The sequence below is a fragment of the Neobacillus sp. 114 genome, from assembly GCF_030127045.1.
Classification (GTDB): domain Bacteria; phylum Bacillota; class Bacilli; order Bacillales; family Cytobacillaceae; genus Neobacillus; species Neobacillus rhizophilus.
In genome coordinates this window covers 5747759-5768626 of the sequence record NZ_CP126144.1, presented here as the reverse complement: position 1 = coordinate 5768626, position 20868 = coordinate 5747759, and the positions used below count along the sequence as shown (strand labels likewise).

Genomic DNA, 20868 nt, shown 5'->3' with positions numbered 1-20868 from the left:
GCAGAAGAACCGTCCCCATCCATCATGAGATATCCTTAATCAAATCAAACAGTCGCAGTTCGTTGACTTCGGTGATGACTTCTTTGGTGCTGTTTTTGTCGAATTTTTTCAACAGGCTGGTGATTTGCTTTTTAATGGTTTCTACTTCGACGGCGCGGATGTCAGCAATTTCCTTACGCTTTAAACCGCTGCAAAGCAGCTTTAATATCTCGAGTTCGGATTGAGTTAGGTTGGCAATGATTTTAAAAAAGTATGTTAATTGATCCTCCGATTTTTTGATGCGGGCAAACTCTGTTCTAATTTTTTCGGCAATAATCGGACGGATGGGCGATTGGTTATTATATGCCGAATAAATCGCTTCAATAATTTCTTCCTTTGGAGACGCTTTCATCAAATAATCGACGATGCCGGTTTGAAAGGCGGCAAAGACAATATTATTATCCTGGTGAACCGTCAGCATAATGATTTTTGTATCGGGTAAAATCTTATGAATCTCTGAAGCTGCCTTAACCCCCGCCATTTGACTCTCCATTTCAATGTCCATCAAGACAATATCCGGTTTCTTAATCGCCGCATAGGCCACAGCCTCATAGCCGCTTTTGGCAGAAGCTGCGATTGAAAGGTTGTCCACGCTGTTGATAATTCTTTCAAGCCTTCTGCGATGGGCCTCCATGTCGTCTGCTATTAAAATATGAATATTTTCCACGAAAATACCTCCCCCCAGATACGGGGTATATTTTATACCCTTTTTACCAGTGGCAATAGAATATCAAACTGTGTATATTTACCTACTTCACTTTTAACCTCAATTTTACCGCTGTGTGCTGTGATCACCTTGTGGCAGAATGATAGGCCGATTCCCCAATTGGTGATGCTTGGTTTTGTAGAGAAGAAAGGGGTGAAAATTTCTTCCACGTGTTCAGCTTCGATTCCCGGGCCGTTATCCCGAATCGAAATGGTGCCCCACTGATCCACATAGTTTACGCTGACCCAAATGGACCCGCCGGCATTAGACAGTGCTTCCACTGAATTTTTAAGGATATTATTGAGCACTTCATTGATGTAATCTTCATCCATGTAGACAAGGATGTTGGAATTTGTTTTTTCAAAATGGATTTCAACATTCGTCAAATTGGAACGAAATCGTTGAATGGCCCTTTCGATGGGGACATCGAGCGGAACGGCCTTAATGTTTAAAGTAATCTGCTTCAGCTTATCATTCGCCTGATTAATGCTTTGGAACGACTGCTCGCATGATTCGGTTATCAGTTTAAGGCTGTACAGCGCATCTTCATCATCTGCAAATTTTTCCTGTAAATATTCAGCCTCGGAGCGGATCGCCAGCAGATGATTTTTGATGGCATGGGTAAAGGCTCGAATTCCGAGTGAGGCAGTGTCAATTTTCTTCTTGGTAATGATATTGATGTTGGAATAGCGCGCTTCGTTCGCTTTGAATTTGTAAATATTATAGAGCATGATGCCGATTGCCCCAATTGCCAGCAGCGGGAAAAAGCGATATTCCATTAAAAACAAGTTAATCGAAGGCTGGACATAATTGATAAAACTTTTACTGAAGGTGATTCTGACAAAGTTGGCAGGTGCCCAGTAAAAAATAAACAGGTGTACAAAGGTTAATGGGAGCAAACTAATAGTGATATAGAATGTATGGTCCCGAATTGACCGTAATTGGTAATAACGGATGTAATGATACAAAAATAAGGCAAGGCTAAGAATCAGATAAGTATCATTTATCACTTGAAAGACAATATCGCCTGTACGGCTTAACTTCTCATACAGGTCCATCTTATCTGCCTCAAAGGCCAAATCCTGAAGCATCAGATTAAGACTAGGGTCGTAAAAAAGAAACTGAATGATCCCAACTATCCCGAGTCCTATGTAAACAAAACGCAATTTGGGATGACTCCTAAGACTGCTGACGAAGGAAATAGAAAAGCTTAGGAAGGAAAAATAAAACAAGATAATTCCCAGGTTTAACAGCCGAATTAATGTATGAGTATCAAAGTTACCAAGGACAAGGCGGTTCCAGGTTCCCGGACCAAAATCAATGAATTGATTGACGACATTATAGTAGTAATTAAATTTTGATAAATAAAGGGTGAATGAAATATAGGCCAAAATCCACCCAATTGTCAATGTACATAAAAAGAAAATGGATCTGCTGCTAAGGTATTTATAGATAAAAAAGATTAAAAAAACCATAAAAATCAAGCATAGAAAAATCACGATTGTCACTCCCGGCAAAAAAAGGGGAAGAAAATTTTCGACTTATTTCGAAAAGTGTAAACCCTTACACTGAGTATATAACAAACTATTAAAAATTTTAAGGGGGACAATGTATGAAAAAACGTTTTAGTTTAGTGGCATTATTGCTTTTATGTTTTAGTTTGATTGTTGGCTGTTCTAATGGGGAAACAGAAAAAAGCAGCGCAAAACCAAAAGAAGAGAAGAGTTCCAATGAAAAAGTAAGTTTAAAAATGGCCGTTTTCCCTGCAGATGAAGCTATTTTTAAACAAGGCTATGAAAATTTCAAAAAGGATCATCCAAATGTCGACATTACATTCGAAACCTTCCCGCAGCAGCAATATTATGAAAAAATCCGCATGCAGCTTTCTGGCGGAGAAGGCTATGACCTATTTACTGGTCAAATGGATAACATGGTAGACACAGGAATTCTGGCACCGCTAGATAAGTACATTAAAGACAGCGGCGTGGATGTTTCCGGATACGGGTCGATGTATGACACCTATAAATATGATGGAAAAGTACTCAGCCTTCCTTACCGTAAGTCCAATTGGATGCTCTACTATAACAAGACTTTATTCGATCAAAAAGGTGTTCCATATCCAAGCGATGATATGACATGGGATGAGTTCCGTGAATTAGCCAAGAAGATGACAAGCGGCAGCGGAGAAAACAAAGTATACGGCGCTTACCTGCAGCAATGGCCGCAAACTTGGTACATGGGCGCTGTTCAAACGGGAGCATCGATTATTGATAAAGACCTGAAACCATTTAAAGATGCTCTGCAAACAAGGGTTGACCTTGAAAAGGACGGTTCGATCATGAAATGGTCTGAACAGGTATCAACAGGAGCACATTATAATGCAGCCTTCCAAAAAGGGAATATTGCGATGAACATCATTGGCGATTGGCATGTTGCCCAGCTTCGTCAGGGGGAAAAAGAAGGAACCTTAAAGTTTGATTGGGATGTTGTGCCAATTCCGCATCCAGAAGGCGTTGCCAAGAATACTTCATTGGCATTGCCAGTTTCGATCATGATGAACAAAAATACGAAGCATCCGAAAGAAGCATTTGAATTCCTGAAGTACATGACAGGTAAAGAAGGGGCAGAGCTTCTTGCCGGAGCAGGCTATTTAACTGGATATATGGACAAGGATGTCGAAACAGCCTATCTTGGCGACGGTTCACAAAAGCCAAAGAACCTTCATTATTTCTTGGAAACAAAAGAATATCCAGAATACCCAATGTTACCAGGTGTGAAAAACGTTGTCGTTGAACAAATCTTCAAGCAAGAGGGAGAGCTTGCATTAATTGGCCAAAAATCAGTTGATGACACCATCAAAGACATCACGAAACGTGTAAAAGACGAATGGGCAAGTAAGTATGGAGAAAAGTAATTAGCATCGAACTTGGCACTGCTCTAAGGTCTTCATACAGCAGTGCCAATTTTTTTAAAAGAAAGGATGAAACAGTATGAAGCCTGGTAAAGCTGTAAAATCGAAAGCGATTAGGCGAAATCGAATCACCGCTTATACCTTTCTTCTGCCAAATATAATTGGCTTCCTTGTATTTATTTTCGTTCCCGTGATTGCCTCCTTCTTTATGAGCTTCACCTCTTGGAATGGCTTTGGGAATATCGAATTTATAGGGCTCGACAACTACAAACAATTGCTGAAGGATACTAATTTCAAAATTTCATTTATTAATAGCATCCTGTTCATGTTAATCTCTGTACCAATTACACTATTTATTTCGGTGTTGATCGCGATTGCCTTAAACCGGGGTATCCGCTTTGTCAAAGTGTTCCGGACGGCCGTTTTCCTGCCGTATGTAACAGCGACAATTGCAGTTGCAGCTGTCTGGCAGCTTATCTTTAATCCATCCATGGGTCCGATTAACGGAACATTAATGAAGCTGGGAATTGACTCACCTCCCGGATGGCTATCATCGCCATCCTGGGCATTAATCTCCGTATCGATCGTCTATATTTGGCATTCAGTTGGCTATTATATGATTCTATTTTTAGCGGGGCTGCAAAACATCCCGGATTATCTTTATGAAGCAGCCGAATTGGACGGCGCGGGACCGATTACGAAGTTTTTCCATATCACGCTGCCATCGTTATCTCCTGTATTGTTCTTTACCACGATCATTGGTGTGATTAACTCGTTTAAAGTATTTGATTTAATCTATGTGCTGACAGGGGGAGGACCGGGCCGGTCGACCCATGTGCTCGTCTATGACATTTACAATACAGCCTTTAAACAATTTGAGTACGGGTACGCCTCAGCGATGGCTTATGTATTGTTCTTGGTGATTCTAATCATCTCCATCATCCAATTTAGTGGGCAGAAAAAATGGGTGAACTATTAACCTATGACTAAACCGACAGAAAGGAGCGGAAGTATTGTATGAATATTGCTACTGAAGCTCAAGTCTATACACCAGAAGTAAAAAAGAAGAAAAAATTCGCGGTTGGCCAAGCCATCAAGTACATTGTGGTTATTTTAGTTTCCTTGACGATGGTCCTTCCGTTTGTTTGGATGCTGTCTGCTTCTTTGAAACTGGAAACGGAGATTTTCGGATTTCCTATCAAGTGGATCCCGGAAACCTTCCGCTGGGAAAATTACAAGGAAGTTTGGACGGCTGTTCCCTTCCATATTTATTACTTAAATACGTTGAAAATTGCCGTCATCACGACCATTTTGGTGATTATCAACAGTTCACTGGCCGGTTATGCGTTTGCGAAAATTAAATTCCCGGAAAGCAACCGGTTATTTTTTATCTATGTGGCCACGATGATGATTCCTTATCAGGTCATGATGATTCCGCAATTTATGCTGATGAAGCAGCTTGGACTTGTTAATTCTCACTGGGCACTTATTATTCTTGGCGCCTTTAATCCATTTGGCGTTTTCCTGTTCCGCCAGTTCTTCCTATCGATCCCGGATGAATTGCTGGAAGCAGCAAGAATCGACGGCTTGAGTGAGTTTGGCATCTACTGGCGGATTATCCTGCCATTGTCCAAACCGGCCATCGCCACACTCGTTATTTTTTCATTCATGCATTCCTGGAATGATTTCTTGGGACCGTTAATCTATCTGACATCGGATCATTTATACACATTGCAGCTGGGAATCCAGCATTTTATTACCGAATATAACACGGAATATTCCCTGCTAATGGCGGCAGCGGTATCTGCTGTTGTGCCAACCATCATTGTTTATTTCTTAGCACAGGATCATTTCATCAAGGGAGTTGCCAACACGGGAATCAAAGGATAAAGGAGCGAACTGATGAACAAAAAGCCTGCAAAAGGATTATCTGTTCTAATCATACTGTCTTTACTCATTACCATGTCCGTCAATGTACCATTGATTTTTGCTTATGATACCGCTAATCGTTTAGTAAACACAGGGTTTGAAGAAACCCAGAAAGCTACATCTGGCTGGGATCAATTAGGTGCAGCCAACTGGAGCGTATGGAAGCCTACAGGAAAACCAATTGTGTCTATTTCTGAAGATGCCGCCCACTCCGGAAAATACGGGTTGAAAATTACAGCCGCTGAAACCGCACGAGCATCTGTGAATCAGGATGTCCCTGTAAAAGGTGGAAAAACCTATTTATTAAGCACGTGGCTGAAGACGGATAATATCGTCAGCGGCCAGGGGGCAAGGATCAGAGTTACCACCTTTGAGAAAGGGCAGCAGCTTGACCTCCTTTACTCACCCCGGCTAACTGGGACTCATGATTGGTCACAAATCAAGATGGAGGTAAAGCCTCCAAAAAATTGTGATAGTATTCGGGTCCAGCTTTTCTTTGAAACAGGAACTGGGACTGTCATGTTTGATGACGTATCCCTAGAATTAATTGATCCGGCCACGTCGATTTCTATGGAAAACAAGGACGTGACCATTAAAGAGCAGGAGACAGCTGTTTTGAATGCCAAAATGGAACCCGCTGACGCCAGCTCGAAGATTTCTTGGTTTTCAAGCGACAATTCTGTTGCCATAGTGGATAACAACGGCACGGTAACAGGAGTAAAAGCCGGTGAAGCAGTGATTATGGCAGTAACGGATAATGGTCTGACTGCCACTAGTACGGTCAAGGTTTTAAGAAATGACGCCCTTGAACGGCCAGCAATTGAAAAATTGGATCTGTCTCCAAAAGAACTATCATTATCGGTTGGACAGCTCCGCCTGCTGCAAACGCAGGTTACTCCGGAAAATGCAGACACCGGGCAGCTTGTCTGGACGTCTTCCAATGAAGAGGTCGCTTCAGTAAAGAACGGTCTTGTCGAAGCAAAGTCTCCGGGAACAGCGGTCATTTCTGTTGCTACAGCAGATGGCAGGATTAAAAGTGAAAGTCAGGTCACTGTTACAGCCGCTGTCCAGGACGAGTACGATCAGCTTCGTCATAAGTGGGAAAACCAAATGACCAGTCTCGACTACTACGATGGTTCGAATGAACGAATGAAGCAAATGGTAGCCAGCCAAACGAAATCGGCGCAGTCCTTATGGAGGACAATGGTTAAGAACAAAGACCGTTCTTTCCTTTGGTATGAGTACAGAAGCAATGATAATTCCGCAGATATTCGTGACAGTTACCGGAATCTGACGACCATGGCCAAGGCATTTGCCAATGAAAATTCGGCCCTTTATCGCAACCCGCAATTGTTAAAGGATATTGAGGATGCCTTAGAGTGGCTTTATCAAAACCGCTATAACGAGAATATTCAGCAGTATAGCAACTGGTGGCACTGGGAAATCGGCGTGCCGAATGAATTAAACAGCATCATGGTACTTTTATATGATTATTTGGACCAGGAAACCATTCACCGCTATTTGAACGTGATTGATCATTTTCAGCCCGATCCGACTAAATCAGGAGCGACGACTCCTGGTAATTACCGCGAAGCAGTCGGCGCCAACCGTATAGATGTCAGTAAGGTAGTCGGTGTACGCGGTGTACTTGTGAAGGATGGTGCGAAAATCGCAGCAGCGCGGGACGCACTGAGCCAAACCTTTGAAAACGTGACGTCCGGCGATGGTTTTTATGAAGACGGCTCGTTTGTCCAGCATGAGGATGTCGCCTATACCGGTTCTTATGGAAATGTGTTAATCGAAGGGTTGACCGATCTGCTTGATTTATTAAGCGGTTCGACCTGGGCTGTAACGGACCCTAAAGTGTCTAATGTCTATGACTGGATTGAAAACGCTTTTGAACCATTCATGTATAAAGGCGCTTTGATGGATATGGTCAGAGGAAGAGCGATTTCCCGCAGTTTCCTTCAGGACCATCAGGCCGGGCAAACGATTACCAAAGTAGTGATCCGGATGGCGCAATTTGCACCGGAACCGTATGCAGCGAAATATAAGAGTATGGCCAAATCCTGGCTTCAGGAAGATACGTACCTAGATTATCTTTCAAGCTCCAGTAATTTCAAGGACATGGTCCTGGCCAAAGAACTGTTGGAAAATCAAGACATCAAGCCTAGGGGCGGGCTTGATTACCATAAGACCTTCGCGTCGATGGACCGTGTGGTGAACAGAAAACCTGGCTACGCTTTTGGCATCAGCATGTATTCAAATCGGATCCAAAACTATGAAGATATGAATGATGAAAACCGCAAAGGCTGGTACACAGGCGAAGGGATGACCTATTTGTACAATGCCGATCTTGCCCAGTACAGCGATGATTTCTGGCCTACCGTTGACCCGTACCGGATGCCTGGGACGACCGTTGATACGATGAAGCGGGCAGACGGCAGCGGGGAGCATAATTCACCTGAGTCTTGGGTTGGGGGATCCACGCTGGACCGATTTGGTACAGCAGGCATGTCTTACAAAGCTTGGAATAGTTCGTTAACAGCCAAAAAATCATGGTTTATGTTCGATAACGAAATTGTCGCGCTTGGTACAGGAATCACAAGCGGGGATAACAGAACGATTGAGACGATTGTTGAAAATCGAAAAATCCGTGACAACGGCTCAAACGAACTGATCATTAATGGGGAAAAACCAGACTTAAGCGATGGTCAAAACCATACTACTGAGGCCAAGTGGGCGTATCTAGAAGGAAATGTGCCGGGCTCTGATATTGGCTATTACTTCCCGGGTGGAAAAACTCTTACCTTGAAAAAAGAACAGCGGACAGGCGCATGGAAGGACATCAATTACGGCGAACCGGCGAAACCAATTACGCGTTCCTACGCCACGATGTGGTTTGATCATGGAGTGAATCCTGCAAATGACACGTATTCCTACGTGCTATTGCCGAGCTTAACACAGGAACAAACAAGCCAATATGCCGCCCAGCCGGAGATTTCAATTTTACGAAATGACACGGCCGTTCAAGCGGTGCAGGAGCTAAAGGAAAATATCATCGGGGCAAACTTCTGGCTGGATGAAAAACAAACTGTTGGGCCGTTAACTGTTTATCAAAAGGCGTCAATTATGATGCAGGAGAAGGATGGAGTGCTGACGCTGGCCGTTTCCGACCCAACGATGCAAAATACCTGCACGATTGACATTGATTTTGATGGCAAAGCCTTTGAGGTCCTCGAAGCCGATGAACAGGTTGAGGTTATCCAAACGAAGCCTTCAATTAAGTTGAAAGTTAATGTCAACCAGGCCCATGGCAAAACCTTCACTGTTAAATTAAAAATGATTCCAAGTGTAAAAGGAAACAGTCCACATTCAATTAGATAAACGTAAGAAAAAAAGGAGCGAGACAAATGGAGAGTCAACAAAGACCGAATCTCATCTATATTTTTGCCGATCAATGGCGCCGTCAGGCTGTCGGCTATGAAGAGGAGGATCAGGTGATTACGCCAAATATCGATGCTTTTGCACAGGAGGGGACGATTTTTTCCCATGCTGTCACCTGCTCTCCATTGTGCTCTCCTCATCGGGCCTCACTAATGACGGGCAGGTACCCAAACAGCACGGGGGTCTATACCAATTGTAAGGTCGGGGCGGATGTCATGTTGAATCCGGTTGAAACTTGTATCAGCGATGTGCTCTCGGAGAACGGCTACCAGACGGCCTATATTGGCAAGTGGCATCTTGATTTGCCGGAATTAAACGTCACTGACCAGCCGGAATCCGGGGCCTCCGGCTGGGATGCCTATACTCCGCCGGGACCGAAACGGCACGGCTTCCAATACTGGTATTCCTACGGGGCGTGGGATGAGCATCTTGCTCCGCATTACTGGCAGGACAGTCCGGAAAAAATAAAAGTCAGTCAATGGTCGGTTGAGCATGAAACGGACCAGACCCTTAAGTATCTTCAACACCGGGATAAAGAGCAGCCGTTTGCCTTATTCTTATCGTGGAATCCGCCGCACAGCCCGTTTGATCAGGTGCCAGAAAAATACCGGAAGCTGTACGACAGGGAGCAAATAACCTTAAGGGAAAACGTAAACCAGTCTACCTTCTTGGTGCATACCGGAGAACCAGTGGATGGCGGCATCGAGGAATTAAAGGATAAGCAATTAAACTATTTCGCTGCCATCTCAGGCATCGATGACCAGTTCGGAAGAATTTTGCAATTTTTAAAGGAAGAAAATTTGGAGGAAAACACGATTGTTGTGTTGACATCGGACCATGGTGAAATGATGGGGTCCCATGGCTTGATGGCGAAGCATGTGTGGTATGAGGAATCAATCGGCGTTCCTTTTTGCGTTCGCTGGCCAGGGGTGATTCCGCAAACAAGAACGGATCTCCTGCTGAACACCGTTGATATTATGCCGACCCTTTTGAGGCTGCTGGATTTAGAGATTCCTAGTTCGGTAGAGGGGGAAGATCTATCCGGGTATATCCTGAACCGCCAGAGCGGCGGACCGGAGGAAGCGTATATCAGCGCCTATCCGGGCCGGAAGGAAGCGATTGAAGCAATTCGTGAAGCGGGACTGGATAATCGGGAATTTGGCTGGAGAGCGATTCGCACACATGAGTTTACCTATGTGATTCACCATGGCTATGCCCCTGGTGATGAATTGGTCCGTTTGCTTTACGATTTGAAAAACGATCAATACCAGCTTCACCCTGAACAGATTGAAGACCCATCCGGCCATCCGGCCGCAGTGGAGCTTGAAGGAAAGTTGTGCCGCTGGTTGAAAGACTTAAATGATCCTTTTTACAACAAACTTAGAGGTGTTATGAAATGACCGTATATGCAGCCGAAGTACGCAAGGAAGACATTAAAAATATCGAACGTTTTACGAAAGCTCCGGCAGTCGACCGCGCTTTTGTGGAAAAAGCCATTCAGCATGTGTTGGCCAAAATTGACCAGAGCCTAGACTTGTTCATAGACAAGTTTCCCGATTCTAACAGTGAGAACCTTGTCTACAAACCGATTGATAACGTGGAATGGACAACGAGCTTTTGGACCGGGATGCTGTGGCTCGCTTATGAGTACACCGGGGAAGAAAAATACCGGAAAGTAGCAGAGAAGCAGATTCAGAGTTTTAAAGAACGGCTCGAAAAACGAATTGAAGTCGACCATCATGACCTGGGCTTCCTCTACACATTAAGCTGTGTCAGTGCCTATAAGCTGACTAGCAATGAAGAAGCAAAGGAAATTGCCTTAAAAGCGGCAGATTTGTTAATTACCCGCTATTACGATAAAGCCGGGATTATCCAGGCCTGGGGCGACCTTAACGATCCGAAGCAGCGCGGCCGGATGATCATTGACTGCAACCTGAACCTGCCGTTGCTTTATTGGGCTTCGGAGGTAACTGGAAAACCACATTATCGGGAAATGGCCCAGTCGCATGTCAAGCAGGCAGCCAAATATATTGTCCGTGAAGACGCATCCACTTTCCATACGTATTACATGGATCCGGAGACAGGCCACCCATTGTACGGCAATACTCACCAAGGCTTTGCAGATGACTCCTGCTGGGCGCGCGGGCAAGCCTGGGGTATCTATGGGTTTCCGCTCAGCTACCACTATACAAGTGATTGGAGTTTAGTTGAGTTAGCGAAGAAACTGACAAACTATTATTTAAACCGTTTGCCGGAAGATGAGATTTGCTACTGGGATTTAATTTTTACAGAGGGTGACCAGGAGCGGGACAGCTCAGCTGCAGCGATTACAATCTGCGGCCTGCTCGAGATGGCAAAGCACATGCCGTTAACCGACCCGGAAAAACAAATCTATGAAAATGCTGCCTTAAAAATGGTGCAGTCACTATATGAAAACTATCGGACCGAGATCGACAGTGAAGCAAATGGAATCCTCAAGCATGCGGTCTACTACAAAGCCGGCGGCAGCGGCGTAGATGAAAGCTGCATCTGGGGCGACTATTACTATTTTGAAGCGTTAATCAGACTTGTGAAGGATTGGAAGATGTACTGGTAAATCTCAATGATTTGAAAGGGGAAATGTTAGGATGGATGGCAAGCTTTATAAAACAATGGAGTTTATCATGAACGCTTTTTTGCTGAATGCGCTTTGGCTGGTGATGTGCCTTCCCATCCTAACGATTTTTCCCTCCACAACCGCCATGTTTGGGGTGGTCCGGGAATGGCAGAAGCATAAGGACATTCGCGTCATTTCCGCTTATTTCCGTCACTTTAAAGGAAACGTTAAACAAAGCTTCGTTCTTGGTATTTTGTGGCTCATTTTTACCTGTTTGCTAATCGGAGATTTTATCATCACCAATCAACTGAATTCGAACTTAAAATACGCACTATTTGCGTTTTTCTTCCTATTAACCATCGTATACCTGTTTGCATCGATTACGATTTTTCCCGTCATCGTTCATTACCGGGTATCTTGGAAAGACGCGATCAAGAATGCCATGCTGCTTTCGATTGGCAAGCTTCATTTCACACTTCTTTCCCTTGTGATCATCGCCGTGGCAGTAGGGATTGTTTCTTATTTTCCAGCAGCCTCAATGTTAGTCTTTAGCGTTGCTGCCTACCTGATTTATGCCCTGGTATCAAAGGGGTTTCATACGGAGAAAAAAGTTAAAACCAATGCTCAAACAGCTGCTGTTTAACATTTCGATTTCATCATGAAAGAAGGGGCAATCATGTATCAGATTTTAGTGACGGGACATGGCGGTTTCCCGTCTGGTGTCCAATCTGCCCTCCGCTATTTAATGGGGGACAATCCGAATCTATCTATCTTAGAGCTTTCTGAAGGGATGACTCACGAACAGTATGAAGCAGAGTTAACCGAGTTTTTGAAAAATCACCCCAAGGTGCTGGTCTTTGCAGATTTAACAGGTGGCGCCCCGCACCAGATTGCCGCAAGGGTCCTACTTGAAAATCATTTTTCACCCGAACAATTCCTTATTTCAGGCATGCCGTTAAGTGTGGTGACTGAGTTAACGATGAAGTTTCAATTTCAAGAAGTCTCAGAAGATGATGCTCCGGCTGTCATTCAACAGTCAATAGCTGAGTGCAAAGACATGATTCATTATCTCTCATTGGCGGGAGGCGTTTGAATTGGATCTTACTCGATTAAAAGCAAACCTTGCAAAATACTCATCCAAACAGCAAATGCCCTTTCTGAACGAGCGTGAACGAAAAGCTTCCTATTTAAATAGCAATCTTTTATGTTCCAACATTTTTGTATTTAAAAAGCCATTGGATATGGAGGCTTGCTATATTCCCTATTCCTCTCAAGAGATTGATTGGAACCGGGCGATGAATGCGGACGAGGAATGGATATTCATGTTAAATCGGCATGAATATCTGATTGACTTAGCAAAAGTTTACTCCGATTCAAAGGATGAGAAATACCTGGCATGCTGGAAGCGGCTCGTTTTTGACTGGATCGAGCGGAATCCATTTTCCGAAGAAAAGCTCCGGACCTCTTGGCGGACAATTGACACAGGTATTCGCTGCTCAAGCTGGGTGAAGGGCCTCCAACTCATTCACGAAGAATTACGGGATGATGAACTGCAAACCATTTTTGAATCCCTCAAGCAGCAAGTGCTGTTTTTGAAAAATCAATATCTTGACCGCTATACGTTGAGCAACTGGGGCACTCTGCAAATTGCCGGCATTTTGCAGGCGGTTATGCTTTGTGAAAACTTGGTCCCTGGGGAAATCGTGAAATGGGCATGGGAAGAGCTTGAGCGGCAATGCGACATCCAGTTTCATGGGGACAGTTTCCATTGGGAGCAGTCGCCTTTGTATCATTTTGAAGTTCTGTTTGCTTTAGTCGATATTTATAGGACTGCCCAAGCGTTAGATATCCCGATTTCCTTTGATTTAAAGGGTCTCATCGAGCAGGCCATTCATGCGGCCTATTACATGATTTATCCAAATGGCTATGTCGTTCCGCAGCATGACAGCGATTATGTATTTGTCCAGGATGTGTTTGATAGATTAAAAGAGTTTCAGCAGCCGAATTTACCTGAGCTATTTATTGGGGAGGATAGTGGCAATTTTGTCTACAAAACGGAAAAGGATTTTGTCAGTGTTTGGAATGGACGTCATGGCAGCGGGCACGCTCATGCGAGCTTAGGCCATCTGAATTTGTTCTTGAACGGGGAGAGAGTCCTGTGTGATTCGGGAAGATTCACTTATCAGGAAGGGCCGGTCCGAAACTTTTTAAAATCAGCCCAAAGCCACAGTACCGTCCTTGTTGACGATGTTCCCTTCATGTCGGTCAAAGACTCTTGGTCCTATCACTATGTCGGGAAAGCTCTGGGGAACCGTGTCAAAGAAACAGCTGATTTTATCGTGATGGAGAGTACCTTTTCCCATACAGCCTATTTGGTGCAACGGACGGTTGTTTTTATCAAAAAGGAAGGGATTGCGATTGTCATCGACCATGTTGACAGCGATGGCTTCCACACGATGAAACGATTCTTTCAAGTGAATCCGGAGATGAAGGCAAGTAAACAGGATGGCTATTGGGAATTAAGCGGTAAACGGAATAAAGCCTATACATATTTTTTGGAAAATGCCAATGCGTACGACCAGGCCAGCATTTTTTCGGACATTTATAACCGTCTTGGCAATCGAACGACATTAATGGAGGAAAAGGATTTTGAGCATCGCGGCATCAGCACAGCGATTTTTTCCGGAAAGCCGCTCGTGGTGACGAAGCATCGCATTGAGCAATGCGGGAGTGATGTGCCGCCGGCTGATGAACAGTTTCTAGGGTTCCGGCTTGAGTCAGATTCCGCAGCCTATGATGTTTATTTTGCAGCTAATGACACGGTAAAAGGGGAACGGGTTTATAAGTACAATGATGTGCACCTTTATCATAAACTGACGGTTTTGCATGACGGTAAGAAAGTTACGTTTTTTTAAGGAGGGACGGCCATGAAAAAGTATAAAGTTTTAAGCGGCGTGATGGAGTCTGGTGTCGTCGCTGTTATTAGAGCAGACAGCAAAGAAGAAGCGATTGCCATTTCTGTGGCCTGTGTGGCAGGCGGAATAAACGCTATTGAAATTACCTTTACCATCCAAGATGCCGAGGTAGTCATTAAGGAATTGGCTTCTTATTTTTCGGAGCGCCCGGAGGTGATCATCGGGGCAGGGACGGTATTGGATGATGTTACCGCGAGAATCGCGATTATGGCGGGCGCCCAATTTGTTGTCAGTCCCTGCTTTGATGAACGGACCGCTAAGCTTTGTCATTTATATCAAGTTCCTTATATGCCGGGCTGCATGACGATTACAGAAATAAAGAATGCGCTGGAACATGGCGTGGACCTGATTAAATTATTCCCGGGTGATACGCTGGGACCGGGCTTTGTGAAAGCTGTCAAAGCGCCGCTGCCACAGGTGAATATCATGCCGACCGGCGGAGTCAATCTCAATAATGTAGAACAATGGATTCAAAATGGCTGTGCCGCTGTTGGTGTAGGAGGGAATCTGATTACACCGGCAAAAACGGGAGATTATGAAAAAATTACGGAGATTGCCAGTCAATATGTAGAGAGAGTCCAGCGAGCACGCGGGGGATTAGGATGAAAAAGGTTGTCACACTGGGAGAAATCATGCTTCGTTTATCGACACGGGAGGGAGTTCTTTTAAAGCAGGCAGACCAACTAAACGTCCATTACGGTGGAGCAGAGGCAAATGTGGCTGTTTCCTTGGCCCATTTTGGGTATCACGCCTATTTTCTAAGCAAGATTCCTTCCAATCCGTTAGGCATGGCGGTCGAACGGCATCTGAAATCCCATGGAGTGCAAACCGATTACCTCATCAAAGGCGGAGAACGGCTGGGAACCTACTATATCGAAACCGGGGCAGGCGAGCGAAGTGCACAGGTGACCTATGACCGAAAGTACTCGAGTTTTTCGGGGCTTGAAGCCGAAGAGGTAGAGATTGAGTGGATTCTGGCTGGGGCCTCTTTACTCCATGTTACGGGAATTACCCTCGCCCTGTCTGCCTCTTTACGCCAGCTTGTCCTGAGTATTTTTCAAAAAGCAAAGGAAATGGGGATTAAAGTCAGTTTTGATTTTAACTACCGTTCTAAGCTATGGTCGCAGCGGGAGGCAGCTGAAGCATTTAAACAGCTGATGCCGTATATCGACATTTGTTTCTGTGGCGAATTGGACGCTGTGCATTTGCTGGGGCTTCCCCCGGTTGACCCTGAGCTGCCAGCAGGAGAAAGACTAAAAATATATTATCAGAGGATACACGAGCTTTATCCGAATCTAGAATATTTGTGTTCCACCTTCCGTACTGTGATTTCGGCATCGAGCAATCGACTGCAAGGAAACTTGTTTGTTAATGGGGAGTTGTTTCAATCGAAAGTGCATCGGATTGAGCAGATTATTGACCGTGTTGGAGGGGGTGATTCGTTTGCAGCAGGAATTTTGGCGGGCATTTTGGAAGGACTGCCTGCACAGCAGATCATTTCTTTCGGAACAGCTGCCTCTGCATTAAAGCACACTGTTGAGGGGGACTGTAGTCCGTTTTCTAGGGAAGAAGTGCTTCAGTTTGCCGCCGCGGAATCGGGAGCAATTAAACGGTAAGATTCTTTGGCTGGGAGGTTGTAATTTTACACCCTATCGGCGAATTGAAGTAACCATCTTAAAAAATCACAAAAAAAGGAGATAAGAATCATGGAAACACGTTATGCACACCATCCGGAGGATATGAAAAAATACACAACCGAGGAATTAAGAAGAGAATTCCTTGTCGAAACATTATTTGAACCAGGTCAGGTCCATTTAACCTATACCCATGTGGACCGGATGATTTTTGGCGGAGTTACTCCTGCTGATCAGGAATTAACAATTAAGCTGGACAAAGAATTGGGAGTCGAGTATTTCTTAGAGCGCCGTGAGCTTGGAATCATCAATATCGGCGGCGAAGGCTCCGTTGTCCTTGACGGCACAGAATACGAAATGGAGCAGCGTGACGGACTTTATGTCGGAAAAGGTACTAAGGAGGTGTTATTCCGCTCCAAGGATGCGGCCAATCCGGCGAAGTTTTATATAAACTCTGCACCGGCTCATCACACGTATCCGACTGTAAAAATTGATATCAACAAAATTGACCCGCTCCAAATGGGAGCTCCAGAAACGTTAAACGAGCGGAAAATCTATCAATATGTGCACCCTAACGTTTGTCAGAGCTGCCAGCTGCAAATGGGACTGACGATGCTTGCGCCGGGAAGCGTGTGGAATACAATGCCATGCCATACCCATGAACGCCGCATGGAAGTCTATTTATACTTTGATATGGAACCGGAAACCCGCGTTTTCCATTTCATGGGGAAACCGGATGAAACAAGACACATAGTCATGAAAAACGAACAGGCGACAATCTCGCCAAGCTGGTCCATCCATACAGGTACAGCAACAAGCAATTATACCTTTATTTGGGGCATGTGCGGCGAAAACATCACGTATAGCGACATGGACCATGTAAAAATGGAAGATTTGCGCTAATTAAAACACAGAAGATGCATCATGAGCCCCGACAAGCGCGCTAGCTTTGCGGGGCTTAGGCGTTACATTCTAGAAAAATATCATTTTGGAGGTAAGTAGAATGACTCTTACATCATTTTCACTGGATTACTTTAGTCTTGCTGGGAAAGTAGCAATTGTTACAGGGGCCAATAAAGGTTTGGGGCAGGCATATGCTGTTGCGCTTGCCAAGGCCGGTGCCGATCTTTTGGTTGTCGCAAGAAGCGGAGATTGTGAGGAAACTCGAGCCTTAATTGAAGAAACGGGCCGAAGAGCTGAATTTTTTCAAGCAGATTTAAGTGACCGGGCAGCGGTCAAGCAAGTTGTTCCCGAGTGTCTGAAGGCATATGGAAAAGTGGATATTTTGGTCAACAATGCCGGCACCATCCTTCGTTCACCGTTAGTCGAGTACAAGGAGGAAGATTGGGATACCGTCATGGAGGTCAATTTGAATTCGTTGTACTTGTTAAGCCAGGAGGCAGCCAAAGTGATGGTAGAGCAAAACAGCGGAAAAATCATCAATATCGCCTCGATGCTTTCGTTCCAGGGCGGCAAGTTTGTCCCTCCTTATACTGCCAGCAAACATGCAGTTGCGGGACTGACAAAGGCATTTGCCAATGAATTGGCCGAACATAATATTCAAATTAATGCAATTGCACCAGGCTATATTGCGACAGACAATACTGCCCCAATTCGTGCAGATGATAAGCGAAACGCTGAAATCCTGTCGCGTATTCCGGCAGCGCGATGGGCAGACCCGTCCGACCTGATGGGCACGGTTGTCTTTTTGGCCAGCAAGTCTTCTGAATATATGAATGGGCATGTTCTAGCGGTAGATGGCGGCTGGCTGGCGAGGTAAAACGCTATCTGTCCACTTGGGTTATAAAATCTGTGTCTCAAAAAAATTTCTTTTTAGGATGGTGTATTTATGGGAAAAAATCTAAAGAAAATTTTAGCGACATCCGTGACGTTAACGACCTTTTTAACAGTTCCGGCGATAGTTTCCAACAACTCCGTTCAGGCTTCTGAACCGTCGGCATCTGCTGTCACCGAGACAAACCCCGCAGAGACTGTAAACGACCTAAATCAATTAAAGGAAAACTTTAAAGAGTATCTGGTTGGCAATGAGAGTTTGAATACGAACCCATCGCTAGCCAGTAAAATCAATTCTGTCCACAATACGGCCAATTCTAGACTTGGGGACTTCCTTCCAATAGAGGCAAGGGCACAAGGTCTGTTCAAAGGCGTCATTCTTGGCGAAGATCCCAAGAATTTAAGCAACTCCTATTTATATTTATACCAAATGGCGCTGGCTGCCAAGACCTATAAAGACCCTAGCCAAGCCGGGAATAATTTTTACGAAAATAAGGAATTGATTAATAAGGTCATTGATGGGTTGGATTGGCTGTATGCCAATCACTTCGCCGACCAGGAAAAGGGTTACTACGGGAACTGGTATGAATGGGAAATAGGCGCCCCGATCAATGTTACGAAAATCCTGCTTTTGTTAGAGGATGAGATTAGAGCTTCTAAACCGGAATTAATCGATAACTATGTTAAGTCCATGGACCTTTATTTAAGAAATGGAAAGGACGGGGATATTGACTTAACCGCCCGTCAACACACAGGCGCCAACCTTGCCGATATCGCCACCAACCGAATCATCCAAGGGGCACTTACTGGAGATGGGCAGCGGGTTTCAAAGGCAGTAGCCAATATCCTGACTGTCTTTCAAACGATCGACCCTAATCATATTGTGAATGGAAATACGGATGGATTTTATGAGGACGGCTCATTTATCCAGCACCACCGAGTTGCTTATACCGGTTCTTATGGAAAAGTTCTCTTAAATCGGATTATGCAAACCATGAATATTTTAAACGGCAGTTCTTACAATCCGGAAGAAATATTGGTTCCAACCGTTCAGAATTGGTTATATCAAGGGTTTTCTCCCGTTATCTTTGAAGGGTATATGATGGAAATTGTCAAAGGTCGAGCAGTTTCAAGAACGGGGACAGGGTATCAGGATGTAACAAGCATCGTGGAGGCAATGCTAGATTTATCGAACAAATTAAATGAGGAAGACAGTAAGCGTTTAAAATCCTACATCAAATATATTGCGCAAACGTCCAAAGGAGGGATTAATCCAAACTCTTTCACCTCCTATAATGCCATTATTACCTTTAACAACATCATGGCTGATAGCCAAATTGAGGCTAAAAACGCGATTGCGGAAGAAAATCATTATGCGTTTAATTTAATGGATAAAACGGTCCATTTGCGGGATTCCTATGCGTTTGCTTTTTCAAGAAGCTCCGACCGAATCAGCAAGTATGAGTATATGAGCGGCGAAAATTTAATGCCATGGTTCCAAGGTGATGGCGCGTATTACTTATATTTATCAGGAAGGGATCAGACGAAGTCATTTGGGGCTGATTATTTGGCAGCCATTGATCCTTATAAGCTTCCAGGGACCACTGTGCCTGTAGAGGAGAGAAAAACCATTCCCGAGCTGTATGATGGAAAGCTTTTCTATGAAAATACGAATCATCCATTAAATTTCTATGCATCCTCTGTATCGCAAAATGATTATGTTTATTTTCCAGTAGGAACAAATCATTACTCTGGAGGAGTTAAGCTTGGGAAATATGGAGTATCCGGTATTCAGCTTGGTGATGAGATTGGCTATCGGGATAAACAAGCAGGGCTGCTTCCGGAAGATTTTGTCGTTTATAAAAATGCCAATGCCAATAAATCAGCCTTTATGTTTGATGATGAAATCGTCTTGTTAGGTTCTGGCATTCAGGATCAGCTGGGGAGAGAGGTTATTTCCACCATCGATAACCGGATGTTCGATAAAAACGAAACGAGTTCAGTAGCTGGGGGAACCTATGAAAATCAAAAATTAGAGAATCCAGCTAATGGTCAATATGATTTAAAATGGATTCATTTCAATACGAATGCTGAAGGAACAAAGGTAGGTTATTACTTCCCTGAGCTTTCCAATATCCAGGTTTCAACAAACACGGTAACGGAAAGCCTTAGAAAAATTCGTACCAGCAATCCGGATACTAAGATTACTAAGAACTTCTTTACATTAGGAATGGATCACGGAGAAAATCCGCAAAATGCTAAATACGCTTATGTGATTTTACCGAACTTTGATGAAAACGAAACAGAACAGTATGCGAGTAATCCAGGTGTGAAAATTTTAGCTAACACCGAGGATGTCCATGCTGTAGAACAAACGAAGCTTGGAATTAAAGGATTTAACTTTTTTGGTGATAAAAAGAGAACGGTTAGCAATGTAACCTCCTATAATCCAGCATCGATTCTTGTAAAGAAGGATGGCGATACGGTAACCGTTGCGGTCTCCGACCCTACGCTCAGCTTGGAAAAAATGAAGCTCGAAGTTGACCTATCGAGGCCGGTAGTTGTAGAGGCCAGCAAGGGTGTGAAAGCCTCTGTATCAAGTAAAAAAGCTTTGATTCATATTGACTCCAAGAATTCTAATGGGAAAAGCTTTGAAATTAAGTTCAAGATTAAAGAGTAATCTGGCTTTAAAGACAAAACACCATGAGAAGAAGTCAAAAATGTCTTTGATGAGGCCCTTTAAAGACAAAACGGCCTGAGAAAGAGCGGAAAATGTCTTTGATGAGACCTCTAAAGGACAAAACGGCATGAGAAAGAGCGGAAAGTGTCTTCGATGA

The 20868-nt window shown here is 44.2% G+C and carries 16 protein-coding genes; 14 read left to right on the top strand and 2 right to left on the bottom strand.

The annotated features are described in order from the left end of the window. Positions 1–22: 22 nt before the first annotated feature. The gene (locus QNN06_RS28300; protein ID WP_284036476.1) at positions 23–706 is read right to left on the bottom strand and encodes a response regulator; all 684 of its coding nucleotides are present in this window, start codon (positions 704–706) and stop codon (positions 23–25) included. Between the two features lie 32 nt (positions 707–738). Continuing rightward, positions 739–2244, bottom strand: coding sequence for a sensor histidine kinase (locus QNN06_RS28295; RefSeq protein WP_284036475.1), 1506 nt, complete (start codon positions 2242–2244; stop codon positions 739–741). A 113-nt stretch (positions 2245–2357) separates the two neighbouring features. On the opposite strand from QNN06_RS28295, the gene QNN06_RS28290 reads away from it, so the two are divergent. From QNN06_RS28290 to QNN06_RS28225, 14 genes are all read left to right on the top strand, one after another. After that, entirely contained in the window at positions 2358–3659 is a 1302-nt protein-coding gene (locus QNN06_RS28290; RefSeq protein ID WP_284036474.1) for an ABC transporter substrate-binding protein, read from the top strand. A 76-nt stretch (positions 3660–3735) separates the two neighbouring features. Next, a complete protein-coding gene (locus QNN06_RS28285) occupies positions 3736–4635 on the top strand; it encodes a carbohydrate ABC transporter permease (protein ID WP_217035917.1) in 900 nt (299 codons plus the stop codon). 38 nt (positions 4636–4673) lie between these two features. Continuing rightward, a complete protein-coding gene (locus QNN06_RS28280; protein ID WP_213117518.1) occupies positions 4674–5546 on the top strand; it encodes a carbohydrate ABC transporter permease in 873 nt (290 codons plus the stop codon). Between the two features lie 12 nt (positions 5547–5558). Then, on the top strand, positions 5559–8972 hold the full coding sequence (locus QNN06_RS28275) for a polysaccharide lyase family 8 super-sandwich domain-containing protein (protein ID WP_284036473.1): 3414 nt from the start codon (positions 5559–5561) through the stop codon (positions 8970–8972). A 26-nt stretch (positions 8973–8998) separates the two neighbouring features. Then, complete coding sequence (locus QNN06_RS28270; RefSeq protein ID WP_284036472.1) at positions 8999–10432, top strand: sulfatase family protein; 1434 nt, start codon at positions 8999–9001, stop codon at positions 10430–10432. Further along, a complete protein-coding gene (locus QNN06_RS28265) occupies positions 10429–11628 on the top strand; it encodes a glycoside hydrolase family 88 protein (RefSeq protein WP_284036471.1) in 1200 nt (399 codons plus the stop codon). Before QNN06_RS28270 ends, QNN06_RS28265 begins: the two co-directional genes overlap by 4 nt. A 31-nt stretch (positions 11629–11659) precedes the next feature. Next, positions 11660–12271, top strand: a complete 612-nt coding sequence (locus tag QNN06_RS28260; RefSeq protein WP_284036470.1) for a YesL family protein — start codon at positions 11660–11662, stop codon at positions 12269–12271. Between the two features lie 33 nt (positions 12272–12304). Beyond that, entirely contained in the window at positions 12305–12721 is a 417-nt protein-coding gene (locus tag QNN06_RS28255) for a PTS sugar transporter subunit IIA (RefSeq protein WP_284036469.1), read from the top strand. A gap of 1 nt (position 12722) precedes the next feature. Continuing rightward, positions 12723–14543 carry a heparinase II/III family protein gene (locus QNN06_RS28250; RefSeq protein ID WP_284036468.1) on the top strand — a complete coding sequence of 607 codons (1821 nt, stop codon included), beginning with the start codon at positions 12723–12725 and terminating at the stop codon, positions 14541–14543. Positions 14544–14555: 12 nt separating this feature from the next. Then, on the top strand, positions 14556–15209 hold the full coding sequence (locus QNN06_RS28245; RefSeq protein ID WP_284036467.1) for a bifunctional 4-hydroxy-2-oxoglutarate aldolase/2-dehydro-3-deoxy-phosphogluconate aldolase: 654 nt from the start codon (positions 14556–14558) through the stop codon (positions 15207–15209). After that, positions 15206–16219, top strand: coding sequence for a PfkB family carbohydrate kinase (locus tag QNN06_RS28240; protein ID WP_284036466.1), 1014 nt, complete (start codon positions 15206–15208; stop codon positions 16217–16219). The genes QNN06_RS28245 and QNN06_RS28240 overlap by 4 nt, the downstream gene beginning before the upstream one ends. 90 nt (positions 16220–16309) lie before the next feature. Next, positions 16310–17140, top strand: a complete 831-nt coding sequence (kduI, locus tag QNN06_RS28235) for a 5-dehydro-4-deoxy-D-glucuronate isomerase (protein ID WP_213117527.1) — start codon at positions 16310–16312, stop codon at positions 17138–17140. A 100-nt stretch (positions 17141–17240) separates the two neighbouring features. Continuing rightward, positions 17241–18017, top strand: coding sequence for a 2-dehydro-3-deoxy-D-gluconate 5-dehydrogenase KduD (gene kduD, locus QNN06_RS28230; protein WP_284036465.1), 777 nt, complete (start codon positions 17241–17243; stop codon positions 18015–18017). A gap of 69 nt (positions 18018–18086) precedes the next feature. Continuing rightward, a complete protein-coding gene (locus tag QNN06_RS28225; protein ID WP_284036464.1) occupies positions 18087–20711 on the top strand; it encodes a polysaccharide lyase 8 family protein in 2625 nt (874 codons plus the stop codon). Positions 20712–20868 lie beyond the last annotated feature (157 nt).

What these genes read in the sequence shown, in the direction of transcription:
- QNN06_RS28255 (WP_284036469.1), top strand. Translation starts at nt 12,305, where the DNA reads ATGTATCAGATTTTAGTGACGGGACATGGCGGTTTCCCGTCTGGTGTC.
- QNN06_RS28240 (WP_284036466.1), top strand. Translation starts at nt 15,206, where the DNA reads ATGAAAAAGGTTGTCACACTGGGAGAAATCATGCTTCGTTTATCGACA.
- QNN06_RS28280 (WP_213117518.1), top strand. Translation starts at nt 4,674, where the DNA reads ATGAATATTGCTACTGAAGCTCAAGTCTATACACCAGAAGTAAAAAAG.
- QNN06_RS28270 (WP_284036472.1), top strand. Translation starts at nt 8,999, where the DNA reads ATGGAGAGTCAACAAAGACCGAATCTCATCTATATTTTTGCCGATCAA.
- kduD (WP_284036465.1), top strand. Translation starts at nt 17,241, where the DNA reads ATGACTCTTACATCATTTTCACTGGATTACTTTAGTCTTGCTGGGAAA.
- QNN06_RS28260 (WP_284036470.1), top strand. Translation starts at nt 11,660, where the DNA reads ATGGATGGCAAGCTTTATAAAACAATGGAGTTTATCATGAACGCTTTT.
- kduI (WP_213117527.1), top strand. Translation starts at nt 16,310, where the DNA reads ATGGAAACACGTTATGCACACCATCCGGAGGATATGAAAAAATACACA.
- QNN06_RS28290 (WP_284036474.1), top strand. Translation starts at nt 2,358, where the DNA reads ATGAAAAAACGTTTTAGTTTAGTGGCATTATTGCTTTTATGTTTTAGT.
- QNN06_RS28285 (WP_217035917.1), top strand. Translation starts at nt 3,736, where the DNA reads ATGAAGCCTGGTAAAGCTGTAAAATCGAAAGCGATTAGGCGAAATCGA.
- QNN06_RS28265 (WP_284036471.1), top strand. Translation starts at nt 10,429, where the DNA reads ATGACCGTATATGCAGCCGAAGTACGCAAGGAAGACATTAAAAATATC.
- QNN06_RS28225 (WP_284036464.1), top strand. Translation starts at nt 18,087, where the DNA reads ATGGGAAAAAATCTAAAGAAAATTTTAGCGACATCCGTGACGTTAACG.
- QNN06_RS28275 (WP_284036473.1), top strand. Translation starts at nt 5,559, where the DNA reads ATGAACAAAAAGCCTGCAAAAGGATTATCTGTTCTAATCATACTGTCT.
- QNN06_RS28245 (WP_284036467.1), top strand. Translation starts at nt 14,556, where the DNA reads ATGAAAAAGTATAAAGTTTTAAGCGGCGTGATGGAGTCTGGTGTCGTC.